Consider the following 18,417-nt stretch of genomic DNA (forward strand, 5'->3'; position numbering starts at 1 on the left):
GTCACGCTCTCTCTTCCCAAGAAACCATTTTGGCGTCTGACCAGAGACGTTCAATATTATAGAATTCCCGTTCTTCGCGGTGAAAAACATGGACAACCACGTCGCCGAGATCTACCAATACCCAACGGCCTTCTTCCGCGCCTTCAATGCCCTTCACATCGTAACCGTGTTTATGCACCTGCTCGCGGATTTCCGAAACAATCGCCTGAACCTGCCGTTCGTTATTGCCATTGCAAATGACAAAGTAATCCGCAATGACGGAAAGGTCTCGAATATCGAGAATCTGGATATTGTTTGCTTTTTTATCGTCAATCGCTTTCGCCACGATTTTGGTTAATTCTTCCACTGTTTTTACCATCAAATTCCTCCTCTTTTGCTGACGAGATCATTATAGGCATGCAAGGTAAGCGGATATACCTGCTTTTTTTGCTCAATCAAAAAGGTGATTGTACCGCCTAACGCTTGCGCCAATGCTTGGTCCAAATCTTGTTCGGCCAACTTCCGGATTTGCTCCACGCCGGGAAATACACGATTCGGTTCTATATAGTCTGCCACACAAACGATTTTTTCTAACAGCGACATGCCAACCCGTCCCGTCGTATGGTAGCGCACGGCTTGAATCACGTCCGGTTCAACAATGTCCAACTCCGTTTGAATGACAATCGCCCCGACGAAAGAGTGCCACAATTCCTTTTCTCCATGAAGCAGCTCAGCCGGCAAATCGTGCCGCACGATCACTTCCCGCATCTTGGCTACCGGCCAGCATTTGCAGTAATCATGGACATACCCGGCCAATTCCGCTTTGTCCGGATCTGCCCCGTAGCGGACCGCCAGCTGGCGTGCGGATTCCGCGACGCCAAGCGTATGTTCATAACGTTTTTGGTTCATCTGCGCTCTGACCTGTTCCAGCAGTCTTTCGCGATTAGCCAGTAAACTCATACAGCCTCTGCTCCTTTATATAGGTCTCGACTGCCGGCGGCACCAAATACCGGATGCTGTGTCCGCCGGCTGCCTTTTCCCGGATCAGCGTGGACGAAATCTCCCAGACCGGCATCGACACGAAGCGAACATAGGCGGAAGCGGCCGTCTGATCATAGCTGGCCCCTGGTCGTGCCAACCCGATAAATTGGACCAGTTCGCTCAACTCCTCAAACCGATGCCACGTCGGCAGCATCTCCACCATATCTCCCCCCACAATAAAGGAAAAACGGCAGTGCGGGTACCTCTCCACCAGTATCCGCATCGTATCATATGTGTAAGAGGGTCCTTCCCGCTTCAATTCCAAGTCGGTTATGCGAAAAAACGGGTGGTCGGCTATCGCCAACTGCACCATCCGGTAACGATGCTGCTCTTCGCTGATCCCTTTGCCTTGCTTATGGGGAGGAATCCGCGCCGGCATAAACCAGACTTCATCCAGATGCGCCTGCTCTCTTGCCTGTTCGGCAGCCAGCAAATGGCCATAGTGGATCGGATCAAACGTCCCGCCAAAAATCCCGATTTGCTTCATGACCATGACTACGGCAGCTCGATCGTTTTTTGCTCGGCAGATTCTTTGTACAAAACAACGGTATGTCCGATCAATTGCACCAATTCTGCTCCCGTTCCTTCCGCCAGCTGTTGCGCCACTTCATTCTTGTCATCAAGATTATTTTGTAAAATGGATACCTTGATCAGTTCCCGAACTTCCAAAGCCTCCTGAATCTGTTTAAGCATATTCTCATTTACTCCACCTTTTCCCACTTGAAAGATCGGGGTCAGATGGTGCGCTTGCGAGCGCAGAAAACGCTTTTGTTTTCCTGTTAACATGTCGTGTCTCCTTTTGGGTCGTGATCTTTTCTATTTTATTATAAACCCGGCTTTGCTGAATAATGAACACTATACCGCTTGCCGCAATGCATCCAGCACGGTCTTGCGCATCAGCTCGGCGGGTGCATCGAGCCCCGTCCACAATTCAAAGGCCAATGCGCCCTGATTAATAAACATGCCGAAGCCGGAATGAGCGGTGGCACCGTTTTCCTCCGCAAGCGCCAGCAACCTCGTTTTAAACGGGTTATAAATCAGGTCGCTGACGATCAAATCGCGATGCAGCCATTCTGCCGCAATCGGTGTGTCGGCAACGTTGGGATACATGCCAACCGAGGTCGTATTAATCAGCAGACCGGAATTGGCAATCGCTTCCTTGCTTTGCTCCGCCTCTACCACCACGGCCGGCAGAATCGCCGACAACTGTTCAGCCAGTTCCTCGGCTTTCGCGCGAGAGCGATTGATCAAGCGGATTTCTTTTACCTGCTGCTTGGCCAGCGAAAAAGCGACCGCCCTGGCCGCGCCGCCAGCGCCGACGATCGTTACAGTCTGTCCTTGCAGATTGATGCCCGTCTCTTCTGTCAGTGAGCGGACATAGCCCGGCCCGTCGGTATTGTAGCCGATCAATTTGTCCTGCTCGTTTACAATCGTGTTGACTGCCCCGATCTGTGCCGCCAATGGATCGATTTCATCGAGATAAGGCATCACCGCTACCTTGTGCGGGATGGTTACATTGACGCCACGCAAGCCTAATGCGCGGATGCCGGCGATCGCTTCGCCAATTCGCGCCGGGTCGACATCAAAAGCCGCATAGGCAAACGGCAGCCCCTTTTCAGCAAAGGCGGCATTGTGCATCAATGGCGAGAAAGAATGGCCGACTGGGTGCCCCAACAATCCAACCAGTTTGGTCGTACTCGTTATCATCATGATTCCCCTCTCCCCTTTTTACCGGTTAGCCTAAATGAGCGCTTTTCGCATCCCGACACTTACTCCTTTTGGTGCGTGCACATCCACATAAGCGGGCGATTTTCCTTGCAGGCTTACCCATCCCAAACCGGAAATAACCAGATCGGTCGGCCCTTGCGGATCAATTTTGAAACTGTGCCGAACCATCGGTGGAAGCTGTTGTGCCTCTTCGTTGTGCGGAGGTGCCAGCAGTTCGCCGTGATGCTTGGCAAATACTTCGTCCGCATTGGCCAGTTTCGTTCGATGGATATACAGGTTGTTGGCCACATAGACAACAAATGGCTGATGTTCGCCGCGAACAAAGTCGATCCGGGCCATGCCGGCCAAAAACAAGGTTTGTCCAGAATCAAGCTGGTATACTTTTGGATTGATTCGGGAAGTTGGTGTCAACTGACGCAAGTCCTTGGGTGTAACCATATGTCCGATTTGATCGCGATTAATAATTCCTGGCGTATCATACAGCGATCTGCCATCTTCGAGGGGAATTTCAATCTTGTCCAGTGTCGTTCCCGGGAAAGGCGATGTCGTAATTTCCATATCCGCCGCGCCGTAATCGTGCAAAATCCGGTTCATCAATGTAGACTTGCCAACATTGGTTACCCCGACGATGTACACGTCACGTCCCTTGCGCAATTGGCCGATCTTCGCCAGCAGTTCCTCGATGCCGATTCCTTTTTGCGCACTGACCAGCAACACATCGGCCGGGCGCAAACCGCGTTCCTTCGCTTCGTGCTGCAGCCAGTTGCGCACACGGTTGAGATTGATATTTTTCGGCAGCAGATCGACTTTGTTGCCAACGAGCAGAATCGGGTTGTTTCCGACAAAGCGGGGCAAGCCGCGCAGCCATGATCCGTTGAAATCGAACAGATCGACGACCATCACCACCACGCTGTCGGTGGCACCGATTCCGTTTAAAATGCGTAAAAAGTCGTCATCGTCCATCGCGACGGGAGCGACTTCATTGTAATGTTTGATGCGAAAGCAGCGCTGACAAATGACTACTTCCCGTTCCAGCGCCGATTTCGGGGTATAACCCGGTTTTGCTTTGTCCTCCGTTTGCAACAGAATGCCGCAACCGGCACAGTGCTGTTCCATCAAGCTTTGCTCTTCCACGAAATCATTCCTTTCTTGCGCATGTAATAAAGAGCAATTTTCTCCATTTGCCTGTTAAAACGCGTCCAAAAACCGTCCGTTCGTGCAACGGGTACGACCAAAATGGTATGTAAACCCAGCAAATTGCCGCCCAGTACATCCGTAAACAATTGATCGCCAATGACCACCGTTTGCGCAATCGGTACATTCATGTATTGGACCGCTTTCAAAAAGGCATGACGCGTCGGCTTGCGCGCCTCCCAGATGTAATAAATCCCCAGCGGCTGGCAAAATCGCTCCACCCGCTCTTGTTTGTTATTCGAAACCACAGTCACCTGAATGCCCGCTTGACGCAATTTGCCGAGCCAATCGATGATCTCGGGGGGAGCCAATGGACGATCCCATTCGACAAGGGTATTGTCCAGATCGGTGATGACTGCGCGAATATTCTTCCTTTGCAGTTCCGCTATATCAATATGGTAGATGGAATCAACAAACTCATTTGGCATTAACTTTTCGAGGAACACGCTGCACCTCCTGCATTACTCCCGTCCAAAGCTCCAATATCGGGACTAAATATACCATAATCCCCCTGTATGTTGCAAAAAAAATACAGGCTTCGCCCGATCGTTGTCTGCAGCTCGACCTGTCAAAAATATTGTTGGCTCTCGTCACGGCGCGCCAGCAGGGAAAAAAGATCAAGTTGTTCGTAGCGCGACTGCGACTGATCAAGAAAGTTGGAAAAGCCGACACCTACCAGTCTGATTCCCGGTGCATAGTCGAAACTGTCGACCAGCGATTCCAACAGTTGTTCCCACCCGATGCCCGACTCGATCCTCCGTTGTTTCGTCCGCAACGTAAAATCGGCATATTTGATCTTTAAAGTCAACGTTTGCGGATGCACACCTTCTTCTTTCACATCTTGCATGACCTCTTGCAGCAATTGGCGGGCTAGCTGGAGCACAGCGTCCCGGTCAAACAGGTTGTCCGTCAGCGTTGTCTCCCGGCTGAGCGATTTGACTGACCGATCCATGACGATTTCGCGGTCATCCCGGCCGCGGGCGCGCTCATAGAGCGAATAGCCCATTTTACCGAAGAGCTGAACCACTTCCTCAAGCGACAGTTGCCAAAATTGTTCCACGGTGAAAATCTGTTTCTTTGCCAACAGCTCCTGTGACTTTTTGCCGATGCCGTGCAGCGAGCCGATCGGCAGCGTCCGTAAAATGTCAAGCGCCGACTCCGGCCGAATCACGACAAAAGCATCCGGCTTGCGCAGATCGCTGGCGATTTTCGCTAAAGACATATTGTAGGACAGGCCAATGCTGCAGGTCAGTCCGACTTCTTTTTTGATTCGTTGTTTGATTTCCCGGCCGACCGGTACGGCGTTCGCATAGTGTGATACATCCAAATATGCCTCATCCAAACCGACTGTTTGATAGCGCTCGGCATATTGCTGATAGATTCGGCGAATCTCCGCTGATATTTCTTGGTACCGCGCATACCGTACCGGCAAAAAAATCCCCTGCGGGCATTTTTTGCGGGCCAAGGCGACGGGCATCGCCGATCTGACTCCATAGGCGCGCGCTTCATAGCTGCAGGTAGACACAACCCCGCGTCTGCCTGTGCCGCCAACGATCACTGGCTTGCCTCTTAGTTCAGGATGATCAAACTGCTCTACGCTGGCAAAAAAAGCGTCCAGATCGAGGTGTAAAAATTTTTTCAAACGGGGGTCCCCCCCAAACAAATATTCTCATTTTGTTATTATCTCGCGCCGGCCGGCTTTATGCAAGGTCTCTTGCCAGCAAGGCGAGGTGCTCAAGCACACGCCAAGAAAGCAATTGTCTGAATTTGCCAACTATATTATGATAGATGGAAAATTAGGTCAATGAAGGAGCTGAACCAATGCTTGCCGACATCCAACCATCGCTTCAGGAGCTGCTTGACAAAGCAGGAGGAATATGGGGAATTGTAATCGAAGACCTGACGACTGGCGAACAGCTGGTCTGGAACGAGCAACGTCCTTTTTACGCGGCCAGTTTGATCAAAGTTCCCATCATGGCCGCGGTGTTTGCAGAAGTTTACAACGGGAACCGCAGCTTTGCCGACACCTGCCTGCTGCGCCAGGAAGATTTGGTCGGCGGAGCCGGTGTACTGCAGCATATGACACCTGGTACGGCGTTCACTTTGTGGGACTTGACCACGCTGATGATTATCCAGAGCGACAATACCGCCACCAACATCCTGATCGATTTGCTCGGGAAGGAGCGAATCCGGCAGATGATTCAGCAGCTCGGCATGACGAACAGTCAGTTTCATCATAAATTGATGATTGTTCCTGCAAAAGCCGAGGGCTCCAACGAAGTAAGCGCCGCAGGGATGGCTGCGCTGTTTCGCCAGTTGTCCAAAGGACAAATCCTTTCCTATCACAGCTGTCAGCAAATGATCGCTATCCTGAAAAAACAGCAATTGCGCGACTGCCTTCCTTATTATTTGCCGGAACCGGATCATCCCGTAATCGGCGGGCTTCCGCTGTGGGAGTTGGCCAACAAAACCGGGATGGTTCGCCATATTCAACATGATGTCGGCATTTTGTATCTGGGACAGCACGCTATTCTCATCGCCATGCTCAGCCAAAATGTGGAGGCACGTCTGGCCCGCGAAACGATCGGTCGGACAGGCAAACTGCTGTTTGACCATTACCGGCAAAGCTGATGATGATAAACAATGAAAACGAAGCCACCTTACGAGCAAGTTGGCTTCGTTTCTACTGAAATCTTCGTTCCGCTTCCAGACCCATTTTTTTCAGCAAGTGGATCAACTGCTCTTTTTCTTGCTCTTCCAGACCTCCAAGCGCATGACGAATCGCTTCGGCGTGTTCGGGAAAAATCTGATCAAGCAACGCTCTCCCTTTTTCTGTCAGATCGGCATGAATGACTCGCCGATCTTTTTGATATGGTTGGCGCGACAACATACCGTTTTTCTCCAGCTTATCCACTACATATGTTACGCTGCCGCTGGTAATCAGAATGCTGTTGCCGATCTGTTGAAGCGGCTGCGGTCCTTTATGGTAAAGCAGTTCCAGCACGGCAAACTCTGTGGGGTGTAATCCGTGCAGCTTAATATCTCTCATCGAATGCGCCCAAACGCTTTGGTAGGAACGAGATAAAACTCGATATAAATGCAGAGCCTGTTCGGTCTCACGTGTGTTGTCAGACAAAGGCTCACCTCCCTATAACTATGTTGATAGCAATATCTTAATCTACAAGCAATAGTTGGGTCAAACAAAGAATCCTGCCGCCCAATTAAAAAAGGGAACTGCCCCCCGCCATTTTGGACGGCAGGATCAGTTCCCCATCGAGCTTTCACAGTATGAAAGATTAACCTTTTTGCAAAATGCACTTGCTGACCTCGTAAGCGCTGGAGAAGGACAGTTCCGACAGTTGTCCTTGTCCCTGGCACCAGTCGCCGGCAAAGAAAGCATTGCGATAATCCGGGAAAAACGTCGGCAACGCTTGCTGATTCATCGTCCACTTGATCTCCTGAACAACCGCTCGGGTCGATACCCGCGGAACAACCAGCTGCTCGCGCCAGCCGGGAAAATGCTTGTCATACAGCTTTTCGATCACTTCCTTGCGCTGTTCAACCAAGTCTTTGTTGCCCAATTCCTCCTGGCTCAAATAAGCGGTCGCCTGCAAAAGTTGTCCACCTTCCGGAACGCAAGTGTAATCATAATAGGAAATATCGGTAATAAACATGTTGTTCTGCTTATCGTAAATATAAGTGTAAGGAACATCTATCCGGCTTTTTAACCCGACATCGTAGACGATGACATAGGTTGGATCGTAGTTGGCATAATGCGTCATGATATGTTCCAGGCGGGTTTCCTGGAAGATTTTGGCGAGTTCCTTCGGCGGGATACAGAAAACGAATTCGTCGCCTGAGATAACGCCATCCGCTGTGTTGACGCCAGTGACATGATCCCCCTCGACAGCCAATGATTCCGCTTTCAGTTTGGTGAATATTTTTCCATCGTTTGCTTCGATGACGCGGACAAACTCTTCGATCAAAGCTTGCCAACCGCCGCCAATATAGGCGACCGGTTTATTCGTCGTAAAAATCCGACGGTAGTAATTAAAAAAGACATCGGACGGAATCTTTTCCGGTTCTCGTGTAAAGAAGTTGGAGGAAGCAAGACCAAGCATCATCTCCCGCACTTCTTCGTTTACCTGTTTTCTTTCCATCCACTTTTGAATCGATAAATGCGGATGTCCGGTTTCCAGTTTCAACATGGTTTTCAGAATTTCAAAAGTAAATTTGACTTTATCGAAACCTTTAAGCAGTTTCGTTTGAAACAAGCCTTGAATATTGGCGGGAACGGCTGTCAAATCATTGCCGATATCGTATTTCGCTTTGGTCGGCTCAAAATCACGCCAATCAATTTTCAACCCCAATTCCTTTTCCAGTTTACTCAAGACAGAAGTATCTCTTCCATAAATTGCGTGTGCGCCGAAATTAAAGTTGAACCCTTTGATTTTTAATGTTACTGCTCTTCCGCCCAATGCGCCGCGCTCCAGCAAAGCGATCTTTTTCCCTTTCGATGACAAATAAGCAGCTGCGGAAAGACCAGCTAATCCTCCACCAACAATAACCACGTCAAAATGATTTGTTGTCATAACGATCTCCTTCAATCTCAACGTATCGTGGGTAAAACGGTTATCGCACAACCTTTAATCATCAGATAGAATAACGGAAGTTCCTAGAAGTTGTCAATAAAAATGTACTGTGTCTATTCCTATACTTGTTATTATTCAAGCAAATGCAACTGTTCTGTACCTTGCTTGGAACGGGCATTGTCTTTGTCACGCTGATTCCCTTGTATGGCCTGCGGCGAAGCTGTGCTATTCGATGCAAAAAAGGCAGATTCATCCTGCTTTGCCGCTTGCCAAACCGCAAGAGCATTTGCTGCCTGAATCTGCCTTTCTTGTCTGCCCGGCCGGGAGCGGTCTTTGCTGCTTCCTTTCAGGCGATGACTGGCGACGCGGCGAGGAGGTCGCCCGTTTCTTGCCCGTCCGAGTCACTCTGTCTGCAGAGCGACCGAACTTGGCTCCGATCTAGTCGTTTCTGCGCGTCATTTGCTGCCAGACCGTACCGCTGGCCGCTTCGCCGCTTTCAATTCGTTTCAACGCCATTTTGACTTGCAGGCGCACCTCAAATTCCGGATCGTCTTCTGCTTCCCGCAATGCCGGCAAAGCAGATTCATCGCCTACTTCATAAAGGAAACGGGCGGCCCGCCAGCGAACCAGTTTGTTGCGATCTTTCAGCGCGCGCGCCATCGGACCGATCGCACGCGGGTCGCCTAAATCGGAAAGCGTGTCGCCAGCGGTCCGTCGTACAGAGACCGATTCATCCTCCAGCGCTTCAAACAGATAAGGAAGGACCTTGTCTCCGCCAACCATCCCCAAATAAACGGTAGCCAAACGGCGGATGGACGATTTCGGGTCGTGCAACGCTTTCACCAGAACAGGCAACTGTTCCTCTGTCGGTTCCATCTGTTCCAGCACGGCATAGCGTTTTTGCCATTCGGGCTGATCAAACATGTCCAAAGTAACCGGCGGTTTCTCTTCTTTTTGTTCTTCCACGACCGGCGGGGCTTCCCCTGTCATTTGCATCGCTTGCTCCACAAGCTGATCCAATCGCTCCTGATCATAAGTGGCATCGATTTCCTGCGCCACTTCCTGGCCGATTTCCTGCAAATCCCCGTAACGAACCCCATGTTCGATCCACTTGCGTTCGAGAATGACATTCGGTGAAGCCGCGCCGGCGGTCATGGCGGCTTTCATAAATCGTTCCGGCAAACCAGCCCGAATTTGTTCCGTTCCCATTGTCACTTTTACCTGCATCGGAATTTGCCGGAACATCTGCACAAATACTTGCGCTTCCCCAAAACTTGTCTCCACGGTCGAACTGCTTTGCACAGCGGCGGATGTATCTCCGAAAATTTCCCGTACGCGCGACAAAATTTGTTGCCAGTCTGCGGTTGATTTACGATCAATCGCAATAAAATCGGCGGTATGAAACAAACTGGTAACCCCATCGATTTGCAACAGCTTTTTCATCAATTCCGGGGCATCGGCCAGGTTGTTTTTGTCATAGACCTTCTGAATGCCGTTTGGCAATTTCTGGTCCACATTCAATTTCATCGAATTTGGACTAGGTGTTGGTTCGATCGATAGCAATTTCATCCCAATCCGCTCCTTTGTTTAGATAGAAATGACACAACTTCCTTGCAGTCTCCTCTTGAATTGTATACCAATCGTCTGCAGAAGTCACTGCGTTCCGCCGGCAACTTCAGCTTGCCAAGTGCACGGATGCCGCTTCGCCCAACCTCATTTTGGCAAGATAACCTGCTTGCAACTTTTCGACCGACGGCTTAAAATAACATCACGATTCATTAACAAAGGGGGAGCAACGAGATGGACGAATTGCTTTATCTGTTTTCGTTCGATGATCTAAGCTTCCTGTTCCCTTTGCTGCTTGGAATCGCAAGCACGCTGTTTTGTTTCAGAACGTTTCAGGCACCCAGATTGCGCATTTTGTTGCGAACAAATCAACATAATCAGTCCAGCCAAGTGATCCCCCTCTTTCTGGAACAATATCCACCATTTGTTTACCCGCTTACGATTCTGTTGCACAGGTTGAAACAGGGGAATGCCGATGAACAGGAGGAAACCTCTTACGATTCGTATATGGGGTTGCAAGTTGCCGCGAAGCGAATCTAAGGAGGTTGACAACATGATTTCCCAGTATATTGGTGATCTTTTGATTTATTTGGTTAGTTTGCCGCTGCTCGCCTTTCAAACATTTGAAGGCTTGCAGGCGATGGTCGACGTGTTTAATCTGATTGCGGAACATAGCCAGTTGAAATAAAACAAAAAACCAGTGCCTTCGGGTGCTGGTTTTTCTTTTGCACAAAGCCGCTGCATTTTGTTTCGATGGAATCATTCGTTATAATGGAAACTGTCCATTCCAGATATTTGCATTTCCTTCAGACATCGTTTATCTGTTGTGACTAAAAGTGACCGGGGGAGAAAAATGGCAAACAAACCGATCTTGCAAGTAATAAATGCGACGAAACGATATGCCGGCAAAACCGTGGTTGACCGCCTCTCTTTTGATCTGTACAAAGGAGAGATCGTCGGGTTGCTTGGCCCGAACGGGGCTGGGAAAACAACGACGATGCGCATGATCGTCGGTTTGATTTCCATTACAGAAGGAGACGTCCTTGTTCACGGCCATAGCATCAAACATCGGTATGTTCAGGCTGTCTCCCATCTCGGTGGAGTCATAGAGAATCCGGAATTTTATCCGTTTTTTAGCGGTTACGAAAATCTGCGCCACTACGCCAGAATGTACGCGGACGTAAGTGAACAGCGAATTGCCGAAGTGGTGGCGTTAATCGGCTTGTCCGATGTGATCCACAAGCGAAGCGATGCTTATTCGTTAGGCATGAAACAACGTCTTGGAATCGCCCAGGCTCTTTTGCACAAGCCTTCCCTGCTCGTTCTGGACGAACCGACCAACGGCCTTGATCCGGCCGGCATTCGTGAAATGCGCGATTATTTCAAACGAATTGCCCGCTCAGAAGGTGTGGCAATATTAGTATCCAGCCACCTGCTGTCCGAGATTGAATTAATGTGCGATCGCGTAGTAATCATTCAAAATGGCAAATTAGTGGATACACAAACGGTCTCCGCACCGCTTGAAGACAATCAGGCATCGGTCATTGCCTTCGAGGTAGACGATCCGCCAAAAGCGCGGCAAATCCTCGCTGCCCGCTACCCGGAGGGCGCTGACGGCATTGTGGCCGGCACGCATACCGTCTCTCTCCCCGTAGAAAGAGAGCGCATTACGGAGATACTCGCCTTGTTGCTAGCCGCACAGCTTCGCATCTTCAGCGTACAACCGGTGCGAAAAAATCTCGAAGACCGTTTTTTGGAAAAGACAGGAGGAAACCGGATTGTCTAGCTTGCAGAACCTGATCAAAAACGAATATGCCAAGCTGTTCAAACGAAAGCGAACCTGGCTGATGTTTGGTTCCCTTGTCGCGATCAACGTAGTTGCCGGGTTTGTCGCTTACAGATACTTGCAAGGCAACACCGTACCGATCGCGAACCGAAGCTTATGGGGCTTTGTCGCCATGCTGCAAAACGGAAGCATTCTAATCGTGCTCTATTCGCTTGCGATCGCCAGCTCAATCGTCAGCAGCGAGTTTGCGCTGGGCACGATTAAATTTTTGATGATTCGGCCGGTATCCCGGACAAAACTATTGTTATCGAAAATGCTGACCGTTTTGTCGCTGATCATTTTGTTCTACCTTACGCTCTTTGTTTGCTCTTGTCTGGCGGGCGGTCTTGCCTACGGCTTTTCATCGCCGATACAGGCCGGAACTGCGGCCGACTTGGACACGGCCGATTCCTTTTATACGGCGATCAAGGCCTACGCATACGGAATGATCGAAACCGTGATGTTTGCTGCGCTCGCCTTTATGTTTTCCGTTCTGGCCCGCAGCACCAGCCTGGCGATGGGGATCGCTCTCCCGCTCTATATGCTTGGCGGTCTATCCAACCTGCTGATCGCCAAATACGGATGGTCCCGTTATTGGCTGTTTGTGAATCTTGATCTGGAGATGTATGATCGGGGACTGCCGTTTCAGGCAGGAATGACCCTGGGCTTTTCTCTGACCGTTCTGGCCGTCTATTTGGCACTGTTTGTGGCGATCTCCTTTGTTGTTTTCCAAAAACGCGATATAGTCTAAACAACGCTCTGGAACACTTCCTGTCCACTCCCGCCTTTGTAAAGACGTTCCGGCGCAGAGCTTTCCGCTCCCCAGGGAAAGCTTTTTTTTGTTTATAAATACAATTGTTGAATCTCGGCGGCAACTTCGTCCAAATTGTTGGACACTTGCTTGATGCCGTATCCGATCGCCAGCGGAGAGGTCGGAAACCGTGGGATCACTTTCACCGCGATCGTCTCTTGCAACTGATAGAAAAAGAGATTATAACTGCTGATTTTGCGGTGCTGGACGACATAACGGACAAGCATCTGCACATAGTCAGCCAGTTTGGGAAGCTGGTCAAAGTCGCTCAACAGCACATTATATTCATAGAAACTGATCCGCGGATGTGTGGAAATATTGCACTCTACTCCCGGCTGCCGATCAATCAGCACCCCGCGAAACTGTTCTTCCGCAATATTCAAACGGTAATCATAATGCTTCAAACCGCTTATCTGCATATGCGGATGACGAATGGAGCCCCCTGACAGCGGCCCGTGATTTTTGAAAAAGATAACCGATCGATAGTCCCCGCTTTGCTCCATTCTCAGCCAATGCTCAACGCCAAAGGCGAACAAGTCGTGCAGGTGGTCTTTGTCATAGATGGACAGCTCTGAATCGCACTCGTCCGTTTCGATCAATACGGTCGGAAACGTATCGAGCAAAACGGGATATTTATTTTTGACCAGAATAATAGAACCACGCTGATCAATAATATCATCTAACTGCTCCCGCTCACAAAACGGGCAAGCGTGCTGGCGATTGATGATTGTTTCCGGCTTTTGCCTGCCGATCGAAGTGTTAAAAATCATATGGGATTGCATGGCGGCCTCCTTTACCCAACAGCGATGAAAAACAACAAACGCTAAAAAAACACTTTACAAGACTTATTAAACATATTATTATACTATAACAAAGTAAGTTAATTTAATTTTTCCTAACAAGAAGGGAGCTTTTCCATCATGCATCTTGGACTACTGATTATTCGCTTGGTTATTGGACTTACATTTGCCGCACACGGAACACAAAAGCTGTTTGGCTGGTTTGGCGGTCATGGCGTCAAAGGAACGGCCGGCTTTTTTGAATCGATTGGGATTAAACCGGGTGCAGCGATGGCAATACTGGCCGGTCTGGGCGAGCTTGCCGGCGGTCTGTTCTTCGCCGCTGGTTTTCTCACGCCGCTGGCTTCTCTGTTGATCGTCGTGCCGATGTTGGTGGCCATTTTTACTGTTCACGGCAAAAACGGATACCTCGCAACAGGCGGTTATGAATACAATCTGGCTTTAATCGCCATCGCGGTGGGCATTGCTTTGACCGGTCCGGGCGCTTACTCGCTTGATGCCGCTTTGTTCGCCTAAACGGATACCTCACTGGGGCTGCTTTTCACGGCAGCCCTTTTTATTTATCATCCCTGTCTGCAAAGCCATTGGCCCAAGATTAACTCAAAACGTTCCGGCTACCGCCATCTCCGCCATTTTGGGCCGAAGAGCAGGCATATGGGTCGATCGCCAAGGGATTCCCTTCATGTTTTACACAGCCAGCGCTCTGCTCGTGCTCTGTTTTGCGCTATTATCCAGTTTTGCCGGAAGCGCTGTGTCGCTGATCGCCCTCCTGCTAATTCTCGGGTCGGTCGGACAGATGTTCATGCAAATTACTTTATCCAACGCGATCTCCCGTACGCTGCCGAAGGAACAGACGGGTATCGGGATGGGCTTGCTGTCCATGCTTAACTTTATTGCCGGAGCGATCGGCACCGGCATATACAGCAAAATCGTCGATCAAGGTTCCCGCACTCCCTGGAATCCGCTGAACACATCCGCCACTGCTGCCGTCTACAGCAATATTTATCTTATGCTCGTCGTGTTGCTGGTGGCTGTCCTCGTTTTGTATCAAGTGAGCAAAGCAGTGCACAACAAGCAAAAAAATCCGGGGCGAAAGCGTAACCACTTCGCCCCACGACGTTATTCAATCTTGGAAGTTTTCGACGACTCGCCCATTCGCCAGTAGGTGATCAGACTGATCGCAACGCATGCCGCCACGTAATAGTAGAACATCGACTCCATGTTCAAGCTCTTCAGCCCGAGTGCAATAAATTCCGCCGTACCGCCAAAGATCGCGACCGTCACGGCATAAGGAAAGCCAACGCCGAGCGCGCGGATTTCGGTGGGGAACAGTTCCGCCTTCACAATCGCATTAATCGACGTATAGCCGGTCACGATGACCAAGGCGGCCAACATCAGCATAAAGGCAACAAATGGCGCCTCCGTATGTTCCAGCAATACAAACAGCGGTACCGTCAACAACGTTCCGAGAATGCCAAACCCGAGCAGCAACGGGCGCCGTCCAATCCGGTCCGACAGCAAGCCTGCCAGCGGTTGTAAAATGACGAAAATGAGCAAGGCGAGAAAATTGATCCAACTGACCGTCACCTTGTCCATCCCGATGGTGTTCACCATAAACTTTTGCAAATAGGTCGTGTAGGTGTTGAAAGCGACTGTACCGCCTAACGTTAACCCGACAACGGTCAGGACCGCTTTCGGATATTTCATCAATTCCCGAAGCGTTCCGGCTTTTTTCTTGCTCTGTTCTCCCATTTTTTCAAACTGCTCCGATTCATCCATCGTCCGGCGCAACCATAAGACCACCAGCGCTCCCAACGCACCGATCACAAAAGGAATCCGCCAGCCCCACGCCTTCATCTCCGGTTCGCTGAGAATTTGCTGCAGGACGATCTGAACCCCCAGGGCGACCAATTGTCCGGCAACCAAGGTGACATACTGGAAGCTGGAATAATAACCGCGCCGACCGCTGCTGGCCATTTCCGACAAATACGTCGCCGAAGTTCCATATTCCCCTCCCAGCGAAATCCCTTGCAGCAACCGTGCAAGCACAAGGATAATCGGCGCTCCCATCCCGATGCTGGCATAACTTGGCGTAAAGGCGATTACCAGCGAGCCGCCCGCCATGATCGTGACAGACAGCGTCAAAGCGGCCCGCCGTCCATGCCGGTCAGCGTAACGCCCCATCAAGAGGCTGCCGATCGGCCGCATCAAGAAGCCGATGGCAAAGACCGCCGCCGTGTTCAGCAATTGGCTGGTCGCGTCCCCTTTGGGGAAAAACTCTGCGGAAAAATAGACGGCAAACGCCGAGTACACATACCAGTCGTACCATTCAATCAGATTGCCGACCGATCCTTTGAAGATGTTTGCTGTAATTCGTCTTTTTTGTTCTCGATTGATGGATTGAGACATTCTGATTTCCTCCGTTCTGCCATTCTCCCAATATTCTCACAGTTCCAAATAATATTATTTTACATATTTACCCAGAAAGTTCAAGAGGGTTGCACTCGGAAACTTCATTGCTCGTCCCACTCGTCAATCAAGCGCCTTTTGCTCTTTGGTTTCGTCAGTTCGAAGCTGTGCTTCACCATATCATGAATTTCATGCTCCGGGAGTTCCCCATCCAGGATAACCGTGTTCCAGTGCTCCTTGTTCATATGGTAGCCGGGTTTGACCTCTCCAAAAAGGCCGCGGAGAAAATCGGCTCGATGCGGCTCGCATTTCAGATTGACACACAAATGCTGATTATAGTTGAAGATGAGTGCAAACATTTTCTTATTCCCTTGGTGCCGAATCGCGATCCAGCCATCGCCAAAAGGATAGTCTTCATATGCGCCTGGAAATGACAGACAATACTTTATGATGTCATCCTTCGTCATCATTTTAGTCCTCCTTACTGCTGCTCAAATAAAATAACGGACAGCAGCGCCATCACCTCAAATTGCAAGGGGACCTTTTCAAGGTCCCCAGTTGCTTACTGTTCAAAAAGCAGCCGCGCTCCGGCAATGCCGGGATGCGTCATTTCGTACGGGTCCAAAATCAAATCCAGCTCTTCCTCTGTCAGTACGTTGTACATTAGACAAAGTTCCCGCACTGACTTTCCAGTCAGAATCGCCTCTCTGGCGATGCGTGCCGCCACTTCGTAGCCAATATGCGGGTTAACGGCGGTAATCAAACCGGCACTTCTTTCCACATACGCCTTCATCACCTCTTCATTGGCGCTAATGCCATCGAGACAATATTCTTTGAACACACGGAAGGCGTTGTTCATGATGCTGATCGATTGCAGCAGGTTGAAGACCAAAACAGGCTCCATGACGTTCAATTCCAACTGCCCCGCTTCAGATGCAAGGCAAATCGTATGGTCATTGCCAATGACCTGGAAGGCAACCTGGTTGACGACTTCCGCCATGACCGGGTTGACTTTCCCCGGCATAATCGACGATCCCGGTTGTCTTGCGGGCAAGGAAATTTCCCCTAATCCGGCACGCGGTCCGGAAGCCATCAGCCGCAAGTCGTTGGCGATTTTGGACATATTGATCATGCATATTTTCAAGGCAGCGGAGACCTCTGTATACGCATCGGTATTTTGGGTAGCGTCAACCAAATCTTCGGCGCCGACGATTGGAAAACGGCTAATTTCGGCGAGATGTTTCACCACATTTTCGATGTAACGCGGTTGGGCGTTCAAACCGGTTCCTACAGCGGTCGCCCCCATATTCACCTCATACAAATGCTGGCGCGACTGTTTGATGCGTTCCATATCGCGGCTCAATACTTTCTGATAGGCTTGAAATTCCTGGCCAAGACGGATCGGCACCGCATCCTGAAGATGAGTCCTGCCCATTTTGATGATGTGGTCAAACTCTTTCGCCTTGTTGGCAAAAGACTCACGCAGCACTTCCATCGTCGCCAGCAATTTTTCCAACATCATTAAAGTCGACAGGTGGATCGCTGTCGGGAACGTATCGTTTGTCGACTGGGACATATTTACGTGAGTGTTCGGGCTTACCTGAAAATAGTCGCCTTTCTCAAAACCGAGAATTTCCAAAGCGCGGTTGGCGATGACTTCATTGGTGTTCATGTTGATGGAAGTGCCCGCGCCTCCCTGAATAGGATCTACGATGAATTGCTCATGCCAGCGTCCGTCGATGATCTCGTCTGCTGCTGCCACAATCGCTTGTCCGATGCGCTTGTTGAGCTGACCTGTTTCCATGTTGGCTAACGCGGCAGCCTTTTTCACCATCGCCATTGCGGTAATCAACGATTCGTGGATGCGGTAGCCCGTTATTGGGAAATTTTCCATTGCCCGCAATGTTTGCACACCATAATACGCATCTTTTGGAACTTCCTTTTCCCCCAAAAAGTCTTTTTCGATTCGCTTGTTTTCAAGCCCCGCCATAGTTTGCATCTCCTATCACAAGAATTGAGTAATCGTAAAAACTGCATATAAAATTGCTTGTGGCCGGTCTACCTCATACTACCACAAATGGAGGCAATTTCGGGTAGTTCAAATAAATCGGGCATCCAAAAAATCGCGTTTCCCCCGACAAGATGCAAAAAGGTACTTTCCCTGGGCTAGACCGTTCGTTCCGTTGCGTTTGCCGTTTTGAAAAAGACCGCTCAATGCCAAAAGCTCTATAAAGACATAAAAAAAGCCCTCTTTCGCCGCTGTAACGCCAACGAAAAGGACTGTATGTATCGCATGGAAATGGTGCCCCCACGCGGAATCGAACCACGAATTGATCATTACGAGTGATCTGTTATACCATTTAACTATGGGGGCAAATGTCTTAAGCTGTCGCCATCGACGTTTATTATAGTATCAGATGCTATTAAAAAAATCAAGAGTTTTTTAAGAAAAAATTCATATTTCACCAATTC

Annotated in this window: 23 protein-coding genes and 1 tRNA gene; 8 read left to right on the plus strand and 16 right to left on the minus strand. The window is 49.9% G+C overall.

The genetic code is table 11. From position 1 onward, the window contains the following. Position 1: 1 nt before the first annotated feature. The 8 genes from rsfS to JOD01_RS07430 all read right to left on the minus strand — a co-directional run bounded on the left by rsfS (position 2) and on the right by JOD01_RS07430 (position 5,584). A complete protein-coding gene (gene rsfS / locus JOD01_RS07395) occupies positions 2-358 on the minus strand; it encodes a ribosome silencing factor (protein ID WP_204517631.1) in 357 nt (118 codons plus the stop codon). Beyond that, entirely contained in the window at positions 358-939 is a 582-nt protein-coding gene (gene yqeK, locus JOD01_RS07400; protein WP_204517632.1) for a bis(5'-nucleosyl)-tetraphosphatase (symmetrical) YqeK, read from the minus strand. The genes rsfS and yqeK overlap by 1 nt, the downstream gene beginning before the upstream one ends. Further along, entirely contained in the window at positions 923-1,507 is a 585-nt protein-coding gene (locus JOD01_RS07405) for a nicotinate-nucleotide adenylyltransferase (protein WP_204517840.1), read from the minus strand. The genes yqeK and JOD01_RS07405 overlap by 17 nt, the downstream gene beginning before the upstream one ends. An 8-nt stretch (positions 1,508-1,515) precedes the next feature. Further along, positions 1,516-1,806 (minus strand): ribosome assembly RNA-binding protein YhbY, encoded by a 291-nt coding sequence (gene yhbY / locus JOD01_RS07410; protein ID WP_204517633.1) that lies wholly within the window; start codon positions 1,804-1,806, stop codon positions 1,516-1,518. A gap of 69 nt (positions 1,807-1,875) precedes the next feature. Continuing rightward, entirely contained in the window at positions 1,876-2,727 is an 852-nt protein-coding gene (locus JOD01_RS07415) for a shikimate dehydrogenase (protein ID WP_204517841.1), read from the minus strand. A 33-nt stretch (positions 2,728-2,760) separates the two neighbouring features. Then, on the minus strand, positions 2,761-3,864 hold the full coding sequence (gene yqeH / locus JOD01_RS07420; protein ID WP_204517842.1) for a ribosome biogenesis GTPase YqeH: 1,104 nt from the start codon (positions 3,862-3,864) through the stop codon (positions 2,761-2,763). Further along, a complete protein-coding gene (locus JOD01_RS07425; protein ID WP_204517634.1) occupies positions 3,864-4,388 on the minus strand; it encodes a YqeG family HAD IIIA-type phosphatase in 525 nt (174 codons plus the stop codon). The genes yqeH and JOD01_RS07425 overlap by 1 nt, the downstream gene beginning before the upstream one ends. Before the next feature lie 122 nt (positions 4,389-4,510). After that, positions 4,511-5,584 (minus strand): DNA polymerase IV, encoded by a 1,074-nt coding sequence (locus tag JOD01_RS07430; RefSeq protein ID WP_204517635.1) that lies wholly within the window; start codon positions 5,582-5,584, stop codon positions 4,511-4,513. Positions 5,585-5,763: 179 nt separating this feature from the next. Here JOD01_RS07430 and JOD01_RS07435 point away from each other — a divergent pair, with 179 nt between their 5' ends. Beyond that, positions 5,764-6,573: a serine hydrolase gene (locus tag JOD01_RS07435; RefSeq protein ID WP_204517636.1), complete on the plus strand. Its 810-nt coding sequence runs from the start codon at positions 5,764-5,766 to the stop codon at positions 6,571-6,573. Positions 6,574-6,625: 52 nt separating this feature from the next. Here JOD01_RS07435 and JOD01_RS07440 read toward each other — a convergent pair whose 3' ends face one another. Beyond that, positions 6,626-7,078: a MarR family winged helix-turn-helix transcriptional regulator gene (locus JOD01_RS07440; protein WP_239565298.1), complete on the minus strand. Its 453-nt coding sequence runs from the start codon at positions 7,076-7,078 to the stop codon at positions 6,626-6,628. A gap of 160 nt (positions 7,079-7,238) precedes the next feature. After that, on the minus strand, positions 7,239-8,534 hold the full coding sequence (locus tag JOD01_RS07445; RefSeq protein WP_204517637.1) for a phytoene desaturase family protein: 1,296 nt from the start codon (positions 8,532-8,534) through the stop codon (positions 7,239-7,241). A gap of 232 nt (positions 8,535-8,766) precedes the next feature. Between JOD01_RS07445 and JOD01_RS07450 the strand changes: the two genes are divergently transcribed. Beyond that, positions 8,767-8,976, plus strand: coding sequence for a hypothetical protein (locus JOD01_RS07450; protein ID WP_204517638.1), 210 nt, complete (start codon positions 8,767-8,769; stop codon positions 8,974-8,976). Here the strand turns inward: JOD01_RS07450 and JOD01_RS07455 are convergent. After that, positions 8,973-10,103 carry a virulence factor gene (locus JOD01_RS07455; RefSeq protein ID WP_204517639.1) on the minus strand — a complete coding sequence of 377 codons (1,131 nt, stop codon included), beginning with the start codon at positions 10,101-10,103 and terminating at the stop codon, positions 8,973-8,975. The two genes, JOD01_RS07450 and JOD01_RS07455, sit on opposite strands and share 4 nt — an antisense overlap. Positions 10,104-10,334: 231 nt before the next feature. On the opposite strand from JOD01_RS07455, the gene JOD01_RS07460 reads away from it, so the two are divergent. The 4 genes from JOD01_RS07460 (at position 10,335) to JOD01_RS07470 (ending at position 12,676) form a co-directional block, all read left to right on the plus strand. Beyond that, the gene (locus JOD01_RS07460; protein WP_204517640.1) at positions 10,335-10,640 is read left to right on the plus strand and encodes a hypothetical protein; all 306 of its coding nucleotides are present in this window, start codon (positions 10,335-10,337) and stop codon (positions 10,638-10,640) included. 13 nt (positions 10,641-10,653) lie between these two features. Further along, positions 10,654-10,788 carry a hypothetical protein gene (locus tag JOD01_RS19840; protein WP_275581932.1) on the plus strand — a complete coding sequence of 45 codons (135 nt, stop codon included), beginning with the start codon at positions 10,654-10,656 and terminating at the stop codon, positions 10,786-10,788. Between the two features lie 165 nt (positions 10,789-10,953). Then, entirely contained in the window at positions 10,954-11,886 is a 933-nt protein-coding gene (locus JOD01_RS07465) for an ABC transporter ATP-binding protein (protein WP_204517641.1), read from the plus strand. Next, complete coding sequence (locus JOD01_RS07470) at positions 11,879-12,676, plus strand: ABC transporter permease (RefSeq protein WP_204517642.1); 798 nt, start codon at positions 11,879-11,881, stop codon at positions 12,674-12,676. The genes JOD01_RS07465 and JOD01_RS07470 overlap by 8 nt, the downstream gene beginning before the upstream one ends. 92 nt (positions 12,677-12,768) lie before the next feature. Here the strand turns inward: JOD01_RS07470 and JOD01_RS07475 are convergent, their stop codons facing one another. Next, positions 12,769-13,518, minus strand: coding sequence for a DUF4931 domain-containing protein (locus JOD01_RS07475; protein WP_204517643.1), 750 nt, complete (start codon positions 13,516-13,518; stop codon positions 12,769-12,771). Between the two features lie 135 nt (positions 13,519-13,653). Between JOD01_RS07475 and JOD01_RS07480 the strand changes: the two genes are divergently transcribed. Together JOD01_RS07480 and JOD01_RS07485 are read left to right on the plus strand one after the other, a co-directional pair. Further along, positions 13,654-14,052, plus strand: coding sequence for a DoxX family membrane protein (locus JOD01_RS07480; protein ID WP_204517844.1), 399 nt, complete (start codon positions 13,654-13,656; stop codon positions 14,050-14,052). After that, on the plus strand, positions 14,033-14,701 hold the full coding sequence (locus tag JOD01_RS07485) for an MFS transporter (RefSeq protein WP_204517845.1): 669 nt from the start codon (positions 14,033-14,035) through the stop codon (positions 14,699-14,701). Before JOD01_RS07480 ends, JOD01_RS07485 begins: the two co-directional genes overlap by 20 nt. On the opposite strand, the gene JOD01_RS07490 is transcribed toward JOD01_RS07485, so the two are convergent. The 4 genes from JOD01_RS07490 to JOD01_RS07505 form a co-directional block, all read right to left on the minus strand. Further along, a complete protein-coding gene (locus JOD01_RS07490; protein ID WP_204517644.1) occupies positions 14,656-15,945 on the minus strand; it encodes an MFS transporter in 1,290 nt (429 codons plus the stop codon). The two genes, JOD01_RS07485 and JOD01_RS07490, sit on opposite strands and share 46 nt — an antisense overlap. 104 nt (positions 15,946-16,049) lie before the next feature. Continuing rightward, a complete protein-coding gene (locus JOD01_RS07495) occupies positions 16,050-16,412 on the minus strand; it encodes an MmcQ/YjbR family DNA-binding protein (protein WP_204517846.1) in 363 nt (120 codons plus the stop codon). 95 nt (positions 16,413-16,507) lie between these two features. Further along, positions 16,508-17,935, minus strand: a complete 1,428-nt coding sequence (aspA, locus tag JOD01_RS07500; protein ID WP_204517645.1) for an aspartate ammonia-lyase — start codon at positions 17,933-17,935, stop codon at positions 16,508-16,510. 310 nt (positions 17,936-18,245) lie between these two features. Beyond that, a tRNA-Thr gene (locus JOD01_RS07505) sits at positions 18,246-18,319 on the minus strand. Between the last annotated feature and the right edge of the window lie 98 nt (positions 18,320-18,417).

Origin of the sequence: Brevibacillus fulvus (assembly GCF_016908525.1) — a bacterium.
Taxonomy (GTDB): Bacteria; Bacillota; Bacilli; order Brevibacillales; family Brevibacillaceae; genus Brevibacillus_G; species Brevibacillus_G fulvus.

Coding starts and splice junctions, on each gene's coding strand:
- JOD01_RS07475 (WP_204517643.1), bottom strand. CDS start 13,518: ATGCAATCCCATATGATTTTTAACACTTCGATCGGCAGGCAAAAGCCG.
- rsfS (WP_204517631.1), bottom strand. CDS start 358: ATGGTAAAAACAGTGGAAGAATTAACCAAAATCGTGGCGAAAGCGATT.
- yqeK (WP_204517632.1), bottom strand. CDS start 939: ATGAGTTTACTGGCTAATCGCGAAAGACTGCTGGAACAGGTCAGAGCG.
- yqeH (WP_204517842.1), bottom strand. CDS start 3,864: ATGGAACAGCACTGTGCCGGTTGCGGCATTCTGTTGCAAACGGAGGAC.
- JOD01_RS07465 (WP_204517641.1), top strand. CDS start 10,954: ATGGCAAACAAACCGATCTTGCAAGTAATAAATGCGACGAAACGATAT.
- aspA (WP_204517645.1), bottom strand. CDS start 17,935: ATGGCGGGGCTTGAAAACAAGCGAATCGAAAAAGACTTTTTGGGGGAA.
- JOD01_RS07485 (WP_204517845.1), top strand. CDS start 14,033: ATGCCGCTTTGTTCGCCTAAACGGATACCTCACTGGGGCTGCTTTTCA.
- JOD01_RS07405 (WP_204517840.1), bottom strand. CDS start 1,507: ATGAAGCAAATCGGGATTTTTGGCGGGACGTTTGATCCGATCCACTAT.
- yhbY (WP_204517633.1), bottom strand. CDS start 1,806: ATGTTAACAGGAAAACAAAAGCGTTTTCTGCGCTCGCAAGCGCACCAT.
- JOD01_RS07415 (WP_204517841.1), bottom strand. CDS start 2,727: ATGATAACGAGTACGACCAAACTGGTTGGATTGTTGGGGCACCCAGTC.
- JOD01_RS07450 (WP_204517638.1), top strand. CDS start 8,767: ATGCAAAAAAGGCAGATTCATCCTGCTTTGCCGCTTGCCAAACCGCAA.
- JOD01_RS07445 (WP_204517637.1), bottom strand. CDS start 8,534: ATGACAACAAATCATTTTGACGTGGTTATTGTTGGTGGAGGATTAGCT.
- JOD01_RS07455 (WP_204517639.1), bottom strand. CDS start 10,103: ATGAAATTGCTATCGATCGAACCAACACCTAGTCCAAATTCGATGAAA.
- JOD01_RS07490 (WP_204517644.1), bottom strand. CDS start 15,945: ATGTCTCAATCCATCAATCGAGAACAAAAAAGACGAATTACAGCAAAC.
- JOD01_RS07495 (WP_204517846.1), bottom strand. CDS start 16,412: ATGACGAAGGATGACATCATAAAGTATTGTCTGTCATTTCCAGGCGCA.
- JOD01_RS19840 (WP_275581932.1), top strand. CDS start 10,654: ATGATTTCCCAGTATATTGGTGATCTTTTGATTTATTTGGTTAGTTTG.
- JOD01_RS07460 (WP_204517640.1), top strand. CDS start 10,335: ATGGACGAATTGCTTTATCTGTTTTCGTTCGATGATCTAAGCTTCCTG.
- JOD01_RS07435 (WP_204517636.1), top strand. CDS start 5,764: ATGCTTGCCGACATCCAACCATCGCTTCAGGAGCTGCTTGACAAAGCA.